At 42.8% G+C, this 18,204-nt stretch carries 17 protein-coding genes; 9 read left to right on the forward strand and 8 right to left on the reverse strand.

What is annotated here, in order from left to right; genetic code table 11:
- Positions 1 to 58 precede the first annotated feature (58 nt).
- Genes CLIN57ABFB40_RS11690 through CLIN57ABFB40_RS11700 form a run of 3 tightly spaced genes read right to left on the reverse strand, consistent with a single transcriptional unit; the run spans position 59 to position 4,742 of the window.
- Positions 59 to 1,504, reverse strand: coding sequence for a glycoside hydrolase family 57 protein (locus CLIN57ABFB40_RS11690; protein WP_175630208.1), 1,446 nt, complete (start codon positions 1,502 to 1,504; stop codon positions 59 to 61).
- 17 nt (positions 1,505 to 1,521) lie between these two features.
- Entirely contained in the window at positions 1,522 to 2,787 is a 1,266-nt protein-coding gene (locus CLIN57ABFB40_RS11695; RefSeq protein WP_175630209.1) for a glycosyltransferase family 4 protein, read from the reverse strand.
- Between the two features lie 17 nt (positions 2,788 to 2,804).
- Entirely contained in the window at positions 2,805 to 4,742 is a 1,938-nt protein-coding gene (locus tag CLIN57ABFB40_RS11700; RefSeq protein ID WP_175630210.1) for a glycogen debranching enzyme N-terminal domain-containing protein, read from the reverse strand.
- 215 nt (positions 4,743 to 4,957) lie between these two features.
- Here CLIN57ABFB40_RS11700 and CLIN57ABFB40_RS11705 point away from each other — a divergent pair, with 215 nt between their 5' ends.
- Positions 4,958 to 5,617 (forward strand): rhomboid family intramembrane serine protease, encoded by a 660-nt coding sequence (locus CLIN57ABFB40_RS11705; RefSeq protein ID WP_175630211.1) that lies wholly within the window; start codon positions 4,958 to 4,960, stop codon positions 5,615 to 5,617.
- A 28-nt stretch (positions 5,618 to 5,645) separates the two neighbouring features.
- Here CLIN57ABFB40_RS11705 and CLIN57ABFB40_RS11710 read toward each other — a convergent pair whose 3' ends face one another.
- Entirely contained in the window at positions 5,646 to 6,245 is a 600-nt protein-coding gene (locus tag CLIN57ABFB40_RS11710; RefSeq protein ID WP_022137989.1) for a MarC family protein, read from the reverse strand.
- 137 nt (positions 6,246 to 6,382) lie between these two features.
- Between CLIN57ABFB40_RS11710 and CLIN57ABFB40_RS11715 the strand changes: the two genes are divergently transcribed.
- Positions 6,383 to 7,051, forward strand: coding sequence for a Crp/Fnr family transcriptional regulator (locus tag CLIN57ABFB40_RS11715; protein WP_175630212.1), 669 nt, complete (start codon positions 6,383 to 6,385; stop codon positions 7,049 to 7,051).
- Between the two features lie 128 nt (positions 7,052 to 7,179).
- Here the strand turns inward: CLIN57ABFB40_RS11715 and guaA are convergent, their stop codons facing one another.
- On the reverse strand, positions 7,180 to 8,703 hold the full coding sequence (gene guaA, locus CLIN57ABFB40_RS11720; RefSeq protein ID WP_175630213.1) for a glutamine-hydrolyzing GMP synthase: 1,524 nt from the start codon (positions 8,701 to 8,703) through the stop codon (positions 7,180 to 7,182).
- Positions 8,704 to 8,832: 129 nt separating this feature from the next.
- Complete coding sequence (gene mscL, locus CLIN57ABFB40_RS11725; RefSeq protein WP_073347769.1) at positions 8,833 to 9,279, reverse strand: large-conductance mechanosensitive channel protein MscL; 447 nt, start codon at positions 9,277 to 9,279, stop codon at positions 8,833 to 8,835.
- A gap of 141 nt (positions 9,280 to 9,420) precedes the next feature.
- Here mscL and gap point away from each other — a divergent pair, with 141 nt between their 5' ends.
- The 7 genes from gap to CLIN57ABFB40_RS11760 all read left to right on the forward strand — a co-directional run bounded on the left by gap (position 9,421) and on the right by CLIN57ABFB40_RS11760 (position 16,668).
- Positions 9,421 to 10,431 (forward strand): type I glyceraldehyde-3-phosphate dehydrogenase, encoded by a 1,011-nt coding sequence (gap, locus tag CLIN57ABFB40_RS11730; protein ID WP_073347768.1) that lies wholly within the window; start codon positions 9,421 to 9,423, stop codon positions 10,429 to 10,431.
- A gap of 168 nt (positions 10,432 to 10,599) precedes the next feature.
- The gene (locus CLIN57ABFB40_RS11735) at positions 10,600 to 12,660 is read left to right on the forward strand and encodes a M3 family metallopeptidase (RefSeq protein ID WP_175630214.1); all 2,061 of its coding nucleotides are present in this window, start codon (positions 10,600 to 10,602) and stop codon (positions 12,658 to 12,660) included.
- A gap of 16 nt (positions 12,661 to 12,676) precedes the next feature.
- Positions 12,677 to 13,183, forward strand: coding sequence for a DUF4847 family protein (locus CLIN57ABFB40_RS11740; RefSeq protein WP_175630215.1), 507 nt, complete (start codon positions 12,677 to 12,679; stop codon positions 13,181 to 13,183).
- A 12-nt stretch (positions 13,184 to 13,195) separates the two neighbouring features.
- Positions 13,196 to 13,645: a dCMP deaminase family protein gene (locus tag CLIN57ABFB40_RS11745; protein ID WP_175630216.1), complete on the forward strand. Its 450-nt coding sequence runs from the start codon at positions 13,196 to 13,198 to the stop codon at positions 13,643 to 13,645.
- Between the two features lie 30 nt (positions 13,646 to 13,675).
- Positions 13,676 to 15,427, forward strand: coding sequence for a S41 family peptidase (locus tag CLIN57ABFB40_RS11750; protein WP_175630217.1), 1,752 nt, complete (start codon positions 13,676 to 13,678; stop codon positions 15,425 to 15,427).
- Positions 15,405 to 15,929, forward strand: a complete 525-nt coding sequence (locus CLIN57ABFB40_RS11755) for a 5-formyltetrahydrofolate cyclo-ligase (RefSeq protein ID WP_254871763.1) — start codon at positions 15,405 to 15,407, stop codon at positions 15,927 to 15,929. The genes CLIN57ABFB40_RS11750 and CLIN57ABFB40_RS11755 overlap by 23 nt, the downstream gene beginning before the upstream one ends.
- The gene (locus CLIN57ABFB40_RS11760; protein WP_175630219.1) at positions 15,874 to 16,668 is read left to right on the forward strand and encodes a histidinol-phosphatase; all 795 of its coding nucleotides are present in this window, start codon (positions 15,874 to 15,876) and stop codon (positions 16,666 to 16,668) included. The genes CLIN57ABFB40_RS11755 and CLIN57ABFB40_RS11760 overlap by 56 nt, the downstream gene beginning before the upstream one ends.
- Here the strand turns inward: CLIN57ABFB40_RS11760 and CLIN57ABFB40_RS11765 are convergent.
- Positions 16,655 to 16,942, reverse strand: a complete 288-nt coding sequence (locus CLIN57ABFB40_RS11765; protein ID WP_175630220.1) for a DUF721 domain-containing protein — start codon at positions 16,940 to 16,942, stop codon at positions 16,655 to 16,657. The two genes, CLIN57ABFB40_RS11760 and CLIN57ABFB40_RS11765, sit on opposite strands and share 14 nt — an antisense overlap.
- A complete protein-coding gene (gene recF, locus CLIN57ABFB40_RS11770; RefSeq protein WP_175630221.1) occupies positions 16,942 to 18,048 on the reverse strand; it encodes a DNA replication/repair protein RecF in 1,107 nt (368 codons plus the stop codon). The genes CLIN57ABFB40_RS11765 and recF overlap by 1 nt, the downstream gene beginning before the upstream one ends.
- Positions 18,049 to 18,204: the final 156 nt, after the last annotated feature.

Raw genomic sequence — 18,204 nt, forward strand, 5'->3', positions numbered from 1 at the left:
TGAGCTCAATTTCCATCAAGCTCACGGTTTTTAATCTATCAACAACAAAGCATTAGACCTATTCTTCCTTCTTTGCAGCAACTTTCTTAGCTCTACCACCCGACTTCTTTGGTTCAGCCGGTTTAGTTGCAGCTTTCTTAGTAGCAGCTTTAGCCACCAGCTCTTTAGTAGCAGCCGCAGTCTGCTTCTTTGCCGTAGTCTTTTTAGCAGCTTCCTTTGCAACCTTTGCCTGCAATTTCTCCACCTCTTTCTCCAACTCAGTGATTTCGTCACCTTGATTCTTAATCGTAGTCAACAAAGAGTTAAGTTCTTCGCTGTCAACATCTGAAGGATACAATGAATCTACCCGTTTGATAAAGTCAGCCAAAATATTCATGTAGTTAGTGAAAGCATCGTAAGGAGAGTCATAGATACCACGATTCAACCACATACCGTTATTCTTTGTAGTCATGAAACGGAAATTATTGCTGGCTTGCAAATAATCCCAGTCCTGCTTGATACGACGGTCGTCACTTAAATGAACGCGCTCTGCTACACTATACAATTTATTAAAAGCTTCACGTTGCATTACATTACCCAGCCAGCAGCTAGTATCCCTTTCTTCATCTACCCATGACATCGGATAAGCAACATCAAGCTGAGAAACTGATTTCAACTTCGTCACGATTTCCGTTGGCGTAGAGAAAGTAATGCCTTTCGCTTTCGCACATTCCGGCAAAGCTTTCAGGAATTCAAGGATATTGGAAGATAACGGTTGAGACATACCCAGCGCACTCAATTCCATAAAGATATTGACAACCTGCTCTTCTTGTGGCAATGCATCAATCCAATTGATATATTTGTCCGCAAACAAAGGATATTCCGCCCAATCCGAATTAGAAAAACGCAAACTTATATCATCTGACAGTTTGAAATCTCTCAATAGAAGTTTAAGGCTCGGAGCCTGATTACAGTGGTATACATAATGCGGGCTCTTCCATCCCAACGCATGCTTGGCACCTTCTGTCAACATTCCCTTGAAACCCATAGAAGCCACCAAACCACCAATCTCGTCCGAATAAATCAAACTGGAATTGCGGAACACTTTCGGTTCCTTTCCAAACATTTGTTTCATCTTATCACGCTGACGAAGAACTTCTTCACGGAAGCAATCTTCATTGGCAAGTGAAGACAAGCCATGCGAATAAGGTTCACAAAGGAATTCACAACAACCGGTATCATTCAACTGATGCAATAAGTCAATCACCGCCGGAGCATGGATTTCAAGTTGTTCCAAAGCTACTCCCGAAATTGACAGCGCAACTTTAAAAGCACCTCCCGAATTTTTCGCCATCCCAATCAATGTGCTGAGAGCAGGAATATATGAACGTTCGGCCACTTCATTCATGCCCGTTTCATTCGCATAATCATCGTAATAATAATGATCATTACCGATATCAAAGAAACGGTAGCGTTTCAAATGTATAATCTGATGTATCTCAAAATAAAGACAGATAGTTCTCATTTTTGTATATTGTTTCGTTATTTACCATAGTTTCTTAACACATCCTCGTAAAGAGCACGGATTCTCAAACCGACTTTTTCCCAAGTAATTCCGTCAACCTCTTTCTTTCCTTCTTCCTGGAGATATTGGAAAAGAGATTGATTCGTACAAATGGAATAGATAGCATCCGCCATAGCATGTATATCCCAGTAGTCGGTCTTAATCACTTTGTCGAGAATTTCACCACAACCCGACTGCTTTGAAATGATGGAAGGCGTCCCACACTGCATAGCTTCCAAAGGAGCGATACCGAAAGGTTCGGAAACGGAAGGCATGACAAACACATCACTATTCTTATAAACCTCATATACTTGTTTACCTTTCATAAAGCCCGGGAAGTGGAAACGGTCGGCAATGCCGCGTTCTGCCGCCAGGTTAATCATGGCATTCAACATATCACCCGAACCCGCCATTACGAAACGGATATTACGGGTGCGTTTCAATACAAGTGCGGCAGCTTCCACAAAGTACTCCGGCCCTTTCTGCATGGTGATACGTCCGAGGAAAGTAACCACCTTCTCTTTAGAATGATCGGGACGCGGAATATCCAAAAGCTCCTGTGACAACGGATAAACGGCATTGTGCATGGCAAATACCTTTCTCGGATCCTGGTGATACTCGTTAATAACCGTTCGGCGGGTCAGTTCGGACACGCACATGATACAGTCGGCATGATCCATGCCATTCTTCTCTATCGAATAAACAGTAGGATTTACTTTACCGCGGGAACGGTCGAAATCTGTTGCATGCACATGGATACAAAGCGGTTTGCCGCTTACCATCTTGGCATGTACACCGGCAGGATAAGTCAGCCAGTCGTGTGCATGAATAATGTCAAATTCCTGCTGGCGGGCAACTACTCCGGCTATTATGGAGAAATTGTTGATTTCTTCATGCAAGTTTCCGGGATAACCGCCGGCAAACTCCATACATCCCAAATCATTGACATGCATATAAGAAAAATCGGCATAGATATGATCACGGAAAGAATAATACTCTTCCGGCGACATCTCCAGCAAACGGGATTTCAAGTAGTCATAGTTGACATCACGCCACACGATAGGCACTTGATTCATACCGATGATTTTCAAGAACTTTTCTTCTTCTCCGCAAGGCTTGGGCATACAGAAAATTGTTTCCATATCACCTTGCAAACTCAATCCTTTAGTTATTCCGTAAGAAGCAACTGCAAGACCACCATATATTTTTGGGGGGAATTCCCAACCAAACATTAAAACTTTCATCTTCGTTCCTCCTTTCTTTAATAATATTTAGACAGCAGCTTCAAAACACGCAGGATTTCTGCCGTATTCATCGCAAATGACACAGCGCCACGTCCCCTGAAAGGTGGATTCCCGTCAAACAGTTCGGCTATGGAACCAATACAATGGCTCGTCATCTCATCATCATAACCAATCAACTGGCGTTCGACAAATGACAGTCCGCTCATCTTATAAATCCGAAGATAAGCTTCCAGATAGAATCCCATCAGCCAAGGCCATGCCGTTCCCTGATGATATGCATAGTCACGTTGTACCTGCGGGCCTACATAATTCGGATTATATCCCCCGCTCTTCGGACTCAAAGAACGGATTCCTTTAGGAGTCAGCAATTCTTTAGTCACAATATCAAGCACTTGTTTCTTTTGTGCCCGGTCTAACGGAGAGTAATCAAATGCTGCGGCAAATATCATATTGGGGCGTACACTCCAATCCATCATATTACCATCCACATAGTCGAGCAGATATCCGTATTCGTTACGGAATACATCGACAAATGACTTTCCTGTCACTTCTGCCTGTGCATCAAGCGCATCTGCCAGATATACATCACCACCTTCACGTACCAAATCGGCTATAAAGCGCAATGCATTATACCACAATGCATTAAATTCAACAATATATCCTGTACGAGGAATCACCGGATGTCCGTTCACTGTGGAGTTCATCCATGTAATTGCTTTCTCAGTACCATTTGCATAAAGCAATCCGTTCTCGTGCAGGAAAAGATTGTCATGCTTCCGCTGGCGGATAAATTCCATGATGTCTTTCAAAAGTTGACCGTATTTCTGACGGCATTGCTCGCGGGAAGTCTCCTTGGCATATTGCTGCAAAGCCCAGACCGCCCAAAGCAGGACATCCGGATGCTCCATTTCATAAATCTTGTACCCGACAGGTTCTTCGTTGATAAAGTTACGAATCGCTTTTTCTGCTGTTTTCATCACATCTTCAAACTCGTCAACCTCATCAATAGCGAGTGTCAGACCCGGCAAAGCAATGAACATATCACGTGCACGGCATTTGAACCAGGGATAACCGGCAAGAATATAATGCTCACCTTCCTGTTTGTTATGGAATTGATGGGCAGAATTCTTCAGACAGTGGTAGAAACTGTCACGTGGCGTACGGTCAGCCACTTCCGCCTCAAAGGTTTGTTTCAGTTTACGCGGAGTTGTTTCTGAAATTCCGGCAGAAAATACAATACTCTCTCCTTTCTTGATATCCACCTCGAAATATCCCGGAACGTACAGGTCCTCATTGAAGTCGTACCCGCGTTCCTGCTCTTTCGGATATTCAATGCCGCGATACCAATCGGGATGGAAATGGAATTCGCACTTTTTGTTCAACTGCATATAAAGTTCCGGATAGCCGGGATACATGCAAGTCTTTATACCGTTTTCCACAAGTTGATACTCACGGCTTGCCTGTGCATTTTCGTGGGTATACTCGCGTACGCTTCTGAAAGCGAGGAACGGACGGAAGCGCAAAGTCGTTGCCGAATGCGCGTCAAGTAAAGTATAACGAATCAGGATTCTGTTTTCATGATGTACAAAGATTTTTTCTTTGCGGAGAACTACACCTCCAACACGGTAAGTTGTCGCCGGGATATGCTCACAATCAAACTCACGGATGTACTTGTGCCCATTCGGACTAAAGTTGTTTCCTTGATATTTATGCAACCCCAGGTTAAACTCTGCACCGTGTTGAATTACCGTTTCATCAAGAGAAGATAGCAGCACATGATTTTCATCGTCGAGATTGGGAACCGGAATTACCAACAGTCCGTGATATTTGCGTGTGTTACAATCAACAATCGTTGTACAATGATAAGCTCCTGCCTTGTTCGTCCGGAGAATTTCTCTTTGAAGAGACTCTTCCAGATTCGTCATGAGGGTCTTGTCAAATCGTAAATAACTCATAGTTGTGCATTATTTAAAGGTTAATTATTGGTCATTATATCGCACCTGATATTTATCGCCACATTATATGCCAAATAGTTGTAGCACCATACATAACAGGTATAACGCCCAAATGTACAAATTATAGATAAAAACAAAAATAAAAAGCCTTTTTATTTTCAGATTTTGCGCAAATATTCGTAGTATTGCGTAAAATATCTAAAGAAAAGAATGTCATGAAGCAGGATATTCAGCGTATCACGGTAGCTGCCGCAAAGCCCTTGTTCTTAATTTTCATCTTATATATACTCAAGTTTCTGGAAATCGGGATGGACTGGGACTTCTCTCACTTGGGGATATATCCCATGGAAAAGCGAGGTGTAACAGGCATTTTGACTCATCCTCTGATACACAGCGGATTCAGCCATTTATTGGCAAATACTATTCCTTTATTCTTCCTTTCCTGGTGTCTTTTTTACTTTTACAGAGGGATAGCCGGCAAGATTTTTGTCCTAATCTGGCTTGGTGCGGGACTGCTTACCTTTATTATAGGCAAACCGGGATGGCACATCGGTGCTAGCGGACTTATCTACGGACTTGCCTTCTTTCTCTTTTTCAGCGGTATTCTCCGCAAATACGTCCCACTGATTGCTATTTCCCTACTTGTCACCTTTCTATATGGGGGGATTATCTGGCATATGTTTCCTTATTTCTCTCCCGCCAATATGTCATGGGAAGGACATCTCAGCGGTGGAATCATGGGAGTGCTCTGCGCATTTGCATTCGTGAACCACGGACCTCAGCGACCGGAACCTTTTGCGGACGAGGAAGAGGAAGAAGAGGACGACAAAGAAATCAACGAAGAGACAGTACCGGAAGAAGGAGAAAATATATAAAAACAGAATTTGCCGGTTGCTTTTCGTATCAGGACTTATGCAATGCCTCAATCAGCAACGTAATATTTGCTGTAAACAATCTCACAGAAATAGCCAGTAGGATAATGCCGAAGAATTTACGGATAAGATAAATACCGCCTTTCCCGAGAAAACGTTCCACACGTCCGGTCATACTCACTACAAAATACACCCAAATCATGTTCAAAACCAAGGCTATGATGATATTAATACTGGCATATTCTGCTCGAAGGGAAAGCAATGTGGTGAAAGCTCCGGCACCTGCCAGTAGAGGAAAGACAAGTGGTACTAGAGTGGCTTCTTTGATAGGTCCCTGATTCTTAAAAATCTCAACGTCCAGAATCATTTCCAAAGACATGAGGAAAATAACAAATGCACCGGCAACAGCAAACGATTCAATATCTACATGGAAAAGTTTCAGCATCATGTCTCCCGCATAGAAAAATCCTATCAATAGGGCAAAAGAGATGACAGTAGCTTTCGTTGCATTCACATCCTTCCCCTTTTCCTTTAGGTTTATTATAATAGGTATGGAGCCAATAATATCTATTACTGCAAAAAGTACGATAAATGCACTGACCATCTGCTGCCAATCAAAACCTGCAAACATAATTTCCTCCTTTTTTTTCTGCAAATATACTCTATTTTTATGCATTCAAACAATAAAAAAACAAAAAGAAAAGGTATATATTGACAGCAGTAGTGTATTATGAGTAAATTTGTACGCTTAACAAGAGATTACAACGTATGGAAACGATGTTCGACACTTTGCTCCAATTGCCATTATTTCAAGGACTTTGTCATGAAGATTTCACCAGCATACTGGATAAGGTAAAGTTACACTTTATCAAGCATAAAGCGGGAGAAACTATCATTGAAAGTGGTACTCCTTGTACACAACTCTGTTTTCTGCTAAAAGGTGAGGTTTCAATCGTCACAAATTCCAAAGAAAACATTTATACTGTCATTGAGCAAATAGAAGCGCCCTACCTGATAGAGCCGCATTCGCTATTCGGAATGAATACCAATTATAATTCTTCTTATATTGCATATACGGAAGTCCATACCGTAAGCATCAGTAAAGCGTTTGTACTCAGCGACCTGTTTAAATACGAAATCTTCCGGCTCAACTATATGAATATTGTCAACAACCGGGCACAAAACCTGTATTCACGCTTATGGGAAGAACCCATACAGGACTTGAAAAGCAAAATCATCCGTTTTTTCCTGCTACATTGCGAAAAGACACAGGGGGAAAAGATATTTAAAGTAAAGATGGACGACCTCGCCCGCTATTTGGACGATACCCGGCTGAATACTTCCAAAGCGCTTAATGAATTACAAGATAGCGGTTTGCTTGAATTACGCCGGAAAGAGATTCTCATTCCGGATGCACAGAAGCTGATAAGCGAATAAATAAAAAAACAGAAAAGGAGTTATCACAATTGCCAGCTCGTACAATATAACAAAAGATCCTATCATAACAAAAGCCTCAACGGGAAATTCCATTGAGGCTTTTGTTATGATAGGATTGTGGATATTTATCACTCCCACTCTATAGTTGCAGGCGGCTTGGAACTGATATCATAGGTTACACGATTCACACCTTTCACCTTATTAATGATATCATTCGAAACTTTGCCCATAAATTCATAGGGCAAATGTGCCCAGTCGGCAGTCATGGCATCCGTAGATGTTACGGCACGCAAGGCAACCGCCCTTTCATACGTACGCTCATCGCCCATTACACCGACAGACTGCACCGGCAACAGAATAACTCCCGCCTGCCAAACTTTATCATACAGTCCCCAATCACGCAATCCCTGGATGAAGATATCATCAGCATCTTGCAAGATACGCACTTTTTCCGGGGTAATATCTCCTAAAATGCGCACAGCCAAGCCCGGTCCCGGGAACGGATGACGGGTAATCAGATGTTCCGGCATACCCAATTCACGACCTACACGGCGAACTTCATCCTTGAACAACAACCGAAGCGGTTCACACAATTTCAAATTCATCTTTTCAGGAAGACCGCCTACATTGTGGTGACTCTTAATCACCGTACCTGTAATAGACAATGATTCGATGCAATCCGGATAGATAGTACCCTGAGCCAGCCATTTCACATCTTTTATTTTGTGAGCTTCCACATCGAATACATCGATAAAGCCCTTACCTATAATCTTACGCTTGCTTTCCGGTTCGGCTACACCAGCCAATTCGGAGAAGAACTTCTCGCTGGCATCTACGCCAATCACATTCAGACCGAGACATTCGTAATCTGCCATCACATTCTTAAACTCGTTCTTACGCAGCATACCATGATCTACAAAGATACAAGTCAGATTTTTGCCGATAGCCTTGTTCAACAACACGGCAGCAACGGAAGAATCGACACCACCGCTCAAGCCAAGAACTACTTTATCATCACCCAACTGAGCTTTCAATTCGGCAACAGTACTTTCAATGAAGGAAGCAGGCGACCAGTCCTGTTTGCAACCGCAAACATCTACCACAAAGTTCTTCAATATCTGTGTGCCATCTTCACTATGAAATACTTCCGGATGAAATTGTACGCCCCACACGTTTTCACCTTCTATCTGATAAGCAGCAATCTCTACTTTATCCGTCGAAGCGATTTTCTTAAAATTATCCGGGATAGCTGTAATTGTATCACCGTGGCTCATCCACACCTGCGAGCCGTCACGAACTCCCTTGAACAACACATTATCCTTGCAGAAAGAAGCCAAATGAGCACGTCCATATTCGCGTGTACCGGCTGGCTCCACTTTTCCACCATTGGTGTACGACATAAACTGAGCACCATAGCAGATACCCAATATCGGATATTTACCGCGAATCTCACTCAAATCAACTTTAAAAGCATCTTTGTCATAAACAGAAAAAGGGCTTCCCGAAAGGATCACCCCTTTAATTGTAGTATCTTCTTTAGGAAATTTGTTATAAGGAACAATTTCGCAATACGTATCCAATTCGCGGACACGACGACCTATAAGTTGCGTTGTCTGCGAACCGAAATCAAGAATTATTATTTTTTCCTGCATATCAATGTATGGGTTTTGAATAAAATGGTCTGCAAAAGTAGAAAAAAGTACGCAATCTATATAATAATGAAGAAAAAAAATAAAGGAGATTCACAAGATAATACTTGAAATCTCCCTGTTTTAATCAACTCAAATCTTCTTTTCTTTCAGCAAATCGCGAATCTCCGTCAACAGCACTTCTTCTTTTGTAGGTGCAGGAGGAGCAGGCGGCACAGCTGCAGCTTCTTCTTTTTTCTTCGTTGTCAGCTTCGTTATCAAACGTATAAATAAAAATATAGAAAAAGCAATAATCAGAAAATCAAACGTAGCCTGCAGAAACTGACCGTAATCCAAAGATACCGCCGGCGCAATCTCCTTACCATCGGCTCCTACCTCAGCCGCTTTCATTACCCATTTCAAATCCGTAAAGTTCACACCACCAACCAATAGACCGATTGGAGGCATGATTACGTTAGCCACCAATGATGATACGATTTTTCCAAACGCACCACCAATAACTACACCGACAGCCATGTCGATAACGTTGCCTTTCATTGCAAACGCCTTAAAGTCCTGTAAAAATGTACTCTTTCCCATCTTTTTCAATATTTAATGTGAATTTAATGCGCGAATATAAAAACATTTTTGTAATTTTGCACCGCATTTGAAAATAAAACAAATGCGGAGGCTGAGAGATATTTGAACAAATATTATAAAACCCTTAAAAGTTTAAACAAAATGATTAAAGTAGGTATTAATGGATTCGGACGTATCGGACGTTTCGTTTTCCGCGCTGCAATGAAAAGAAACGATATTCAAATCGTAGGTATCAATGACCTTTGCCCGGTTGATTACTTGGCTTATATGCTGAAATATGACACAATGCACGGTCAGTTCGATGGTACTATCGAAGCAGATGTTGAAAACAGCAAATTGATCGTTAACGGTCAAGCTATCCGTATCACAGCTGAAAGAAATCCGGCTGACTTGAAATGGAATGAAGTAGAAGCTGAATACGTTGTTGAATCTACAGGTTTATTCTTGAGCAAAGACAAAGCTCAGGCTCACATCGAAGCTGGTGCAAAATACGTTGTAATGTCAGCTCCTTCTAAAGATGATACTCCGATGTTCGTTTGCGGTGTAAACGAAAAAACATACGTGAAAGGTACTCAATTCGTATCTAACGCTTCTTGTACTACTAACTGTTTGGCTCCTATCGCTAAAGTATTGAACGACAAGTTCGGTATCCTTGACGGTTTGATGACTACAGTTCACTCTACAACTGCTACTCAGAAAACAGTTGACGGTCCTTCTATGAAAGACTGGAGAGGTGGTCGTGCTGCTTCCGGCAACATCATCCCTTCTTCTACTGGTGCTGCTAAAGCTGTAGGTAAAGTTATCCCTGCATTGAACGGCAAACTGACTGGTATGTCTATGCGTGTTCCGACTTTGGACGTATCTGTAGTTGACTTGACAGTTAACTTGGCTAAACCGGCTAGCTACGCAGAAATCTGCGCTGCTATGAAAGAAGCTTCTGAAGGCGAATTGAAAGGTATCCTGGGTTACACTGAAGATGCAGTAGTTTCTTCTGACTTCTTGGGTGACGCTCGTACTTCTATCTTCGATGCTAAAGCTGGTATCGCTTTGACTGATACTTTCGTTAAAGTTGTATCTTGGTATGACAACGAAATCGGTTACTCTAACAAAGTTCTTGACTTGATCGCTCACATGGCATCAGTTAACGCTTAATTAGAAGATTAACATATAAGAAACCGCTGCGGGTAACCGTAGCGGTTTTTTTGTATTCATTTTATATATTGTTAAAAAGCAAGCGGTTATCCGTTGAATCAGCCACAATTTTAGTAGATTTGCGTCTCTATGGAGAGATTATTAATAACATTGATACTTGTTTGCACCATGAACAATATAACAAATGCCCAGAATCCGTTCTTCGGGCAATATCAGACGCCACACGGAACCGTGCCTTTTGACCGGATAAAAACTGAACACTATGAACCTGCCATCCTTGAAGGAATCAAGCAGCAAAATGCAGAAATAGATGCCATCATACAGAATCCGGAAAAAGCGACTTTCAGTAATACGATAGAGGCTTTCGAAACATCGGGAGACTTGTTGGACAGAGTAGTAGCCGTTTTCGGGAATATGCTTAGCGCAGAAACGAATGACGACTTGCAGGAACTGGCTCAGAAAATCATGCCACTGCTCAGTGAGCACAGTAACAATATCACGCTGAACGAAAAACTTTTCGCACGCGTAAAAGAGGTGTATAACCAAAAAGAAAATCTACAGCTTACGCAGGAGCAAAACAAGCTACTGGAAAATGCATATAACAGTTTCGTTCGCCACGGTGCCAACCTGGAAGGCGAAGCACGTGAGGAATACCGCCGGCTGACTACCGAATTGAGCAAACTGACGCTTGATTTCAGCGAAAATAGCCTGAAAGAAACGAACCGTTACCAAATGCTACTGACGAAAAAGGAAAGTCTCGCCGGATTGCCCGACATCATCGTAGAAGCCGCTGCCGAAACAGCAAAAAGCGAAGATAAGGAAGGATGGGCGTTCACGCTTCATGCACCAAGCTATGTTCCTTTTATGACGTATGCGGATAACCGCGATTTACGTCAGAGATTGTATATGGCATATAATACAAAATGTACGCACGATAACGAATTCAACAATATCGAAATCGTGAAGAAAATAGCCAATACACGCATGAAGATAGCCCAATTGCTGGGATACAAAGATTATGCGGAATATATGCTCGTAAAGCGAATGGCTGAAAACAGCGAATCTGTATATAAACTACTCAACCAGCTACTGGAAGCATACACTCCCACCGCACAGCAAGAATACAAAGAAGTGCAGGAACTGGCCCGCCAGGAACAAGGAGACGACTTTGTTGTAATGCCTTGGGACTGGAGCTATTATTCAAATAAGCTGAAAGATAAGAAATTCAATATCAACGAGGAGATGCTCCGCCCCTACTTCGAACTTGAACAGGTAAAAAAAGGGGTGTTCGGACTGGCAGAAAAACTATATGGAATCACGTTCCGGAAGAATACGGAAATTCCTGTCTACCATAAAGATGTGGAAGCATTCGAAGTGTTCGATAAAGACGGAAAGTTCCTTGCTGTCCTATACACAGACTTTCACCCCCGCCCTGGAAAACGCTCCGGAGCTTGGATGACAAGTTATAAAGATCAGTGGATAGATCAACAGACCGGCGAGAACAGCCGCCCGCACGTATCTGTCGTGATGAACTTCACCAAGCCAACCGAAAACAAGCCTGCCCTATTGACATTCAATGAAGTGGAAACATTTCTGCATGAATTCGGACACAGCCTGCACGGTATGTTTGCCAACTCTACTTATAAGAGCTTAAGCGGCACAAATGTATATTGGGACTTTGTAGAACTTCCTTCACAGATTATGGAGAATTTCGCCATAGAGAAGGACTTCCTGAATACTTTTGCCCGCCATTATCAGACTGGGGAAATCTTGCCGGATGAATTAATCAAACGCTTGGTGGACGCTTCGAATTTCAATATTGCATATGCCTGCCTGAGACAGTTAAGTTTCGGACTACTTGATATGGCATGGTACACTCGTACTACCCCTTTTGAGGGAGATGTGAAAGCCTATGAACAGGAAGCCTGGAAGAAAACGCAGATATTGCCGATAGTGCAGGAAGCCTGCATGAGTACACAATTCTCGCATATCTTTGCCGGTGGATATGCTGCAGGATATTACAGTTATAAATGGGCGGAAGTACTAGATGCCGATGCATTCTCATTATTCAAGCAAAAAGGAATATTCAATCAGGAAGTTGCAGATTCGTTCCGCAACAATATCTTGTCAAAAGGAGGAACGGAACATCCTATGACGCTTTACAAACGCTTCCGCGGACAGGAACCGAGTATTGATGCCTTGTTAATCAGAAACGGAATTAAGAAATAAGTAATAGGTATTAAGTATGAAGAAGAACATATGCAGAATTATAGGATTGCTGTTATTGCTTCCTTTATTTTCCGGATGTAATGATACAGATGATGTAGCCGCTATCTTCACGGGAAAAACGTGGAAATTAAACTATATCACAGTGGATGGTGGCCATGAAATGTTTGATTTTTGGGGAGATAAGTTGAAAGAAGAAGCGAGCATTAAAGAACTTAATCAAAATGGAACATATAATATTGTATTTGAAGGTATAGCTGAAGGAGATGCCATTAATGGAAAAATAAGAGGAACTGTTATCAAATCCTTTGCCCTTGAGGGAAGCTGGAGCGCAAATGGAAAAAATAACAATTTCAATGCTAGTGTCACCGGAAACGATGGTGGAGACAGGCTCGCCTACAATTTTCTGGAAGGGCTCAACAATGCGATATCTTATGAAGGAGACAACAAAAATTTATATCTTTTATATAAACCCAAAGATAGCAAACAAACTTTCCGCATGGTTTTTCGTGTAGTAAACAACTAATAGCAAAACGACATGGACTCAGAAAAGAAACAATTAGAACTTGACAAACGTTATATACGCATGGCTAGCATATGGGCTGAAAATTCCTATTGCGAGCGCCGTAAAGTAGGTGCATTAATCGTTAAGGATAAAATGATTATCTCCGACGGATATAACGGAACACCTTCCGGCTTCGAGAACGTATGCGAGGATGAAAACAACTTGACAAAACCATACGTCCTACACGCAGAAGCGAACGCCATTACAAAAATAGCATGTTCAAATAACAGTAGCGACGGCGCCACGATGTATGTCACGGCCTCCCCCTGCATCGAATGTGCAAAGTTAATCATACAGGCAGGAATCAAACGGGTAGTTTACTCCGAACATTACCGCCTGGAAGATGGAATAGAGTTATTAAAACGGGCAGGTATTGAAGTCATCTATACGGAACCGGATGAAAATTCTGCCTCGAACAAATAATAAAACGAACGTTTTAAAAAAGGAATAGACATGAGTACAAAAAACTCTTCACGTTTCACACCTGTCATCATAGCAGTCAGCGTGGTAATCGGGATTCTTATCGGTACATTTTATGCCAAGCATTTCGCCGGCAACCGCCTGGGCATCATCAACGGTTCTTCCAACAAGCTGAATGCGTTGCTCCGAATTGTAGATGACCAGTACGTAGACACTGTTAACATGACCGATCTCGTAGAAAAGGCGATGCCGCAAATACTAGCTGAACTTGATCCGCATTCAACTTATATCCCGGCACAGAATCTCGAAGAAGTCAACTCCGAACTGGAAGGCAGCTTTAGCGGAATCGGAATCCAATTTACCATACAAAATGACACGATTCATGTGAATGCAGTCATTCAAGGCGGTCCTTCCGAAAAAGTAGGACTGATGGCGGGCGACCGTATCGTCATGGTAGACGACAGTCTGTTCGTCGGCAAAAAAGTGACCAACGAGCGAGCAATGCGCACCCTCAAAGGCCCCAAAGGTTCAGAAGTGAAACTGGGAATCAAACGTATGGGAGAAAAAGATTTGTTGAATTTCAGCATCACCCGCGGAGATATTCCTCAAAACACGGTAGATGCAGCCTATATGGTGAACGATGATATCGGCTACGTAAAAGTCAGCAAATTCGGTCGTACCACTCATGTAGAACTGCTCAACGCACTGGCACAACTCAACCATAAGAAGTGCAAAGGGCTGATTATCGACCTGCGCGGCAACACCGGCGGATATATGGAAGCCGCTATCCGCATGGTCAATGAATTCCTGCCCGAAGGCAAACTGATTGTATATACCCAAGGTCGTAAATACCCGCGTGCGGAAGAATTTGCCAACGGCACAGGCAGTTGCCAGAAGATGCCGCTCGTTGTATTGATTGACGAAGGTTCTGCTTCCGCCAGTGAAATCTTCACCGGAGCTATCCAGGATAACGACCGAGGTACGGTAGTAGGACGCCGCTCTTTTGGCAAGGGACTCGTCCAACAGCCTATTGACTTCAGCGACGGCTCGGCTATCCGCCTGACGATTGCCCGCTACTACACTCCGTCCGGACGTTGCATCCAGCGTCCTTACGAAAGTGGCAAAGACCGTAATTACGAACTGGACTTATACAACCGCTACGAACACGGAGAGTTCTTCTCACGCGACAGTATCAAGCAAAACGAGAAAGAACGCTATAACACTAGTCTGGGACGTACTGTATATGGCGGTGGCGGTATCATGCCCGACATATTCGTACCGCAAGATACGACAGGCGTCACTTCCTATCTTTCTACAGTCATCAACCGTGGACTGACCATTCAGTTTACATTCCAATACACGGACAATAACCGGAAGAAACTCAGTCAATACGAAACCGAAGAAGAGTTGCTGAACTATCTCCGTCACCAAGGCTTGGTTGAACAGTTCGTCCGTTTCGCAGACAGCAAGGGAGTGAAAAGAAGAAATATTCTAATCCAGAAATCTTATAAGCTGCTGGAAAAGAATATCTATGGCAATATCATCTACAATATGTTAGGACTGGAAGCCTATCTCCAATACTTCAACAAAACAGATGCTACGGTCAATAAAGGTATCGAAATACTCAAAAAAGGAGAAGCCTTCCCTAAAGCTCCGATAGCAGTTGAAGAGGAAGAAGTGACAAAGGACAAAAAAGATGGAAAGAAAAAAAGAACTGCGCAAGCATATCGCATCACTGAAGACCCGTCACGCAGATTCAGCTATGCGGCAGTTGCAATCAGCTAAAGTACTTGCCACCCTCGAAGCCCACCCGGCTTTCAGGGCGGCAAATACTATATTACTTTATCATTCGCTGAAAGACGAAGTAGACACACACGCGTTTATCCGGAAATGGAGCGACAAGAAACGGGTTCTGCTCCCGGTAGTTGTAGGCAACGACCTGGAATTACGTATATACAGCGGTCCCGAAGATATGGCAACCGGCAGCTATGGTATAGAAGAACCGACCGGTGAACTCTTCATAGACTATGCCGCCATAGACTTCATCGCCGTTCCCGGAGTCGCTTTTGATACCAAAGGTAACCGGTTGGGACGAGGAAAAGGATATTACGACCGATTGCTGCCACGTATTCCGTCTGCCTTCAAAGCCGGCATTTGTTTTCCATTTCAATTAGTAGAAGAAGTTCCTGCGGAATCATACGATATCCGTATGGATATAATTATAACAAGCAATGAAGACGAATTATCACACCCATACCACCCGCTGCCATCATGCGACAGGGAGTGACGAAGAATTTGTTTTAAGTGCCATCAAAGGCGGTTATCAAGAACTGGGATTCTCTGACCATACCCCATGGAAATATCACATCGATTATATTTCCGATATCCGCATGACTCCCGAAGAGCTACCGGAATATGTTGAAAGCATTCGCGCGTTACAGGAAAAGTACAAAGACCAAATCAGTTTGAAAATAGGACTGGAATGTGAATACTTCCCTGACTACATCGGCTGGCTGAAAGAAGTCATCAAGGAGTATCGGTTGGATTACATCATTTTCGGAAATCACCATTTCCATACGGACGAAAAATACCTTTACTTCGGCAGAAATACCAACACTGTAGAAATGCTGGAACTTTATGAAAAAAGCGCTATCGAAGGAATGGAAAGCGGACTGTTTGCCTACTTTGCACATCCGGACTTGTTTATGCGTTCCTATCCCCAGTTTGACCAGTACTGCGAGCTAATCAGCAGAAATATTTGCCGGACAGCCGCACGTCTCAACTTACCTTTGGAATACAATATTAATAACAGGATGGTATGCAACGAAAAAGGTGAAGTATCCGGTTATCCCTGTCCTGAATTCTGGCAAATAGCAGTCCAAGAGAGATGTACCGCCATTTTCGGAATGGATGCTCACGACAATCGTCATCTTGAGAACATCAAGGAATACGACATTGCCATGAAAGAGCTGAAACAACTGGGAATAAAGACAATAGACAGGATACCTTTCCTCAACGGAAAATGATATTTGTAATAACCGTGGCCCCTACTTTCTCATTGAGTGCGCGTATCAGCATTTCGCGCCCCATCAGTAGTTCCTGACGAAGGGCGGCAGAAGTAAGATGTACATACAAAGTCTGGTTACGAATATAAAGGTTGCTGGTATAGGTTGCCGCAGGTCCCAGGATTTTGGGCCAGGCATCCAGCAATCTTTGCTCGTTCAGCGGAGACTCCAGACTCTCCTGACGAAGAAACTGCTGAATCAGTTTTCCTATTTGTTCGGCATCATTGCGTTTCATTATTCAGCCTCCATTTCGTGAATGACACCTTCCGCCACACGGAAAATCTTATAATCACTGCCTACTTTATGCAAAATGCTGTCCAAATGTCCCCGGTTCGTATCCGTTATAAATATCTGCCCGAAGTTATCACCCGCTACCAATTTGACAATCTGTTCCACACGGGACGCATCCAGTTTATCAAAGATATCATCCAATAATAATAAAGGAACAGTTCTTCCGGTACGTTTCAAGAAATCGAATTGAGCCAGTTTCAATGCTACCAGATACGTTTTATTCTGTCCCTGCGACCCCTCTTTCTTAATCGGGAACTCGCCCAACAGCATATTCAACTCATCCTTATGAATCCCGCGCAAGGAGAATCCCATAATCTTGTCCCGCTCCCTGCTTTGCCTCAACACTTCCAACAAAGAAGCGTCACGCGCATGAGATTCATATGACAGCCCTACATGTTCCTTATCCTGGGAAATGAAAGAATAAAAAGACTGAAAGATAGGAATAAACTCTTTGATAAACGCTTCACGCTTCTTGAATACAATTTCACCGGCCTGCGCCATCATTTCTTCCCACACCAAAAACAGCTCCTCTTCGACAGGAAACTCACTTTTCAGCAAAGTATTCCGTTGTATCAGTGCTTTGTTATACCGTATAAGCGCATCCAGATACTCCTTATCATACTGCGAAATCACAACATCCATAAACCGGCGCCGTTCATCACTTCCCCCGGCAATCAATTCGGAGTCCGCAGGCGACACCATCACCAAAGGCAGAAAACCAATGTGATCGGAAAAACGGCTATACTCCTTCTTATTGCGCTTGAACTGCTTCTTTGAACGACGTTTCATCCCGCAATAAATCTCCTCGGGAGTCCCGTCTTCAGCTTCATAAAAACCCTGAATAACAAAGAAGTCCTGTTCGTGACGAATATTCTGGGAATCAATCGGATTGCCGGAACTTTTGCAAAAAGACAAAAAATACACCGCATCCAGCAAATTAGTCTTTCCCATCCCATTCTGCCCGAAAAAGCAATTCAGTTTGGCGGAGAATCTCAGCTCCACTTCTTCCAGATTCTTATAGTTTAATATGGATATTCGTTTCAGTATCATTGTGTACGCGTTAATTTGCTCACAAAAGTAGCAAGATTTTCGTGGTTTTCGGGTGTAAAACAAAAAAAGATGGCTCTAAATTTCATTTGTAGATATAAAAAAACTAATTTTGCGAGTCGAAATATCAAACTGTGAATAATAACAAAAAGAATCATA

Origin of the sequence: Bacteroides acidifaciens, from assembly GCF_903181435.1 — a bacterium.
GTDB lineage: Bacteria > Bacteroidota > Bacteroidia > Bacteroidales > Bacteroidaceae > Bacteroides.

What these genes read in the sequence shown, in the direction of transcription:
- CLIN57ABFB40_RS11715 (WP_175630212.1), top strand. Translation starts at nt 6,383, where the DNA reads ATGGAAACGATGTTCGACACTTTGCTCCAATTGCCATTATTTCAAGGA.
- recF (WP_175630221.1), bottom strand. Translation starts at nt 18,048, where the DNA reads ATGATACTGAAACGAATATCCATATTAAACTATAAGAATCTGGAAGAA.
- mscL (WP_073347769.1), bottom strand. Translation starts at nt 9,279, where the DNA reads ATGGGAAAGAGTACATTTTTACAGGACTTTAAGGCGTTTGCAATGAAA.
- gap (WP_073347768.1), top strand. Translation starts at nt 9,421, where the DNA reads ATGATTAAAGTAGGTATTAATGGATTCGGACGTATCGGACGTTTCGTT.
- CLIN57ABFB40_RS11745 (WP_175630216.1), top strand. Translation starts at nt 13,196, where the DNA reads ATGGACTCAGAAAAGAAACAATTAGAACTTGACAAACGTTATATACGC.
- CLIN57ABFB40_RS11690 (WP_175630208.1), bottom strand. Translation starts at nt 1,504, where the DNA reads ATGAGAACTATCTGTCTTTATTTTGAGATACATCAGATTATACATTTG.
- CLIN57ABFB40_RS11760 (WP_175630219.1), top strand. Translation starts at nt 15,874, where the DNA reads ATGAAGACGAATTATCACACCCATACCACCCGCTGCCATCATGCGACA.
- CLIN57ABFB40_RS11710 (WP_022137989.1), bottom strand. Translation starts at nt 6,245, where the DNA reads ATGTTTGCAGGTTTTGATTGGCAGCAGATGGTCAGTGCATTTATCGTA.
- CLIN57ABFB40_RS11695 (WP_175630209.1), bottom strand. Translation starts at nt 2,787, where the DNA reads ATGAAAGTTTTAATGTTTGGTTGGGAATTCCCCCCAAAAATATATGGT.
- CLIN57ABFB40_RS11755 (WP_254871763.1), top strand. Translation starts at nt 15,405, where the DNA reads ATGCGGCAGTTGCAATCAGCTAAAGTACTTGCCACCCTCGAAGCCCAC.
- CLIN57ABFB40_RS11700 (WP_175630210.1), bottom strand. Translation starts at nt 4,742, where the DNA reads ATGAGTTATTTACGATTTGACAAGACCCTCATGACGAATCTGGAAGAG.
- CLIN57ABFB40_RS11735 (WP_175630214.1), top strand. Translation starts at nt 10,600, where the DNA reads ATGAACAATATAACAAATGCCCAGAATCCGTTCTTCGGGCAATATCAG.
- CLIN57ABFB40_RS11765 (WP_175630220.1), bottom strand. Translation starts at nt 16,942, where the DNA reads ATGAAACGCAATGATGCCGAACAAATAGGAAAACTGATTCAGCAGTTT.
- CLIN57ABFB40_RS11705 (WP_175630211.1), top strand. Translation starts at nt 4,958, where the DNA reads ATGAAGCAGGATATTCAGCGTATCACGGTAGCTGCCGCAAAGCCCTTG.
- CLIN57ABFB40_RS11740 (WP_175630215.1), top strand. Translation starts at nt 12,677, where the DNA reads ATGAAGAAGAACATATGCAGAATTATAGGATTGCTGTTATTGCTTCCT.
- guaA (WP_175630213.1), bottom strand. Translation starts at nt 8,703, where the DNA reads ATGCAGGAAAAAATAATAATTCTTGATTTCGGTTCGCAGACAACGCAA.
- CLIN57ABFB40_RS11750 (WP_175630217.1), top strand. Translation starts at nt 13,676, where the DNA reads ATGAGTACAAAAAACTCTTCACGTTTCACACCTGTCATCATAGCAGTC.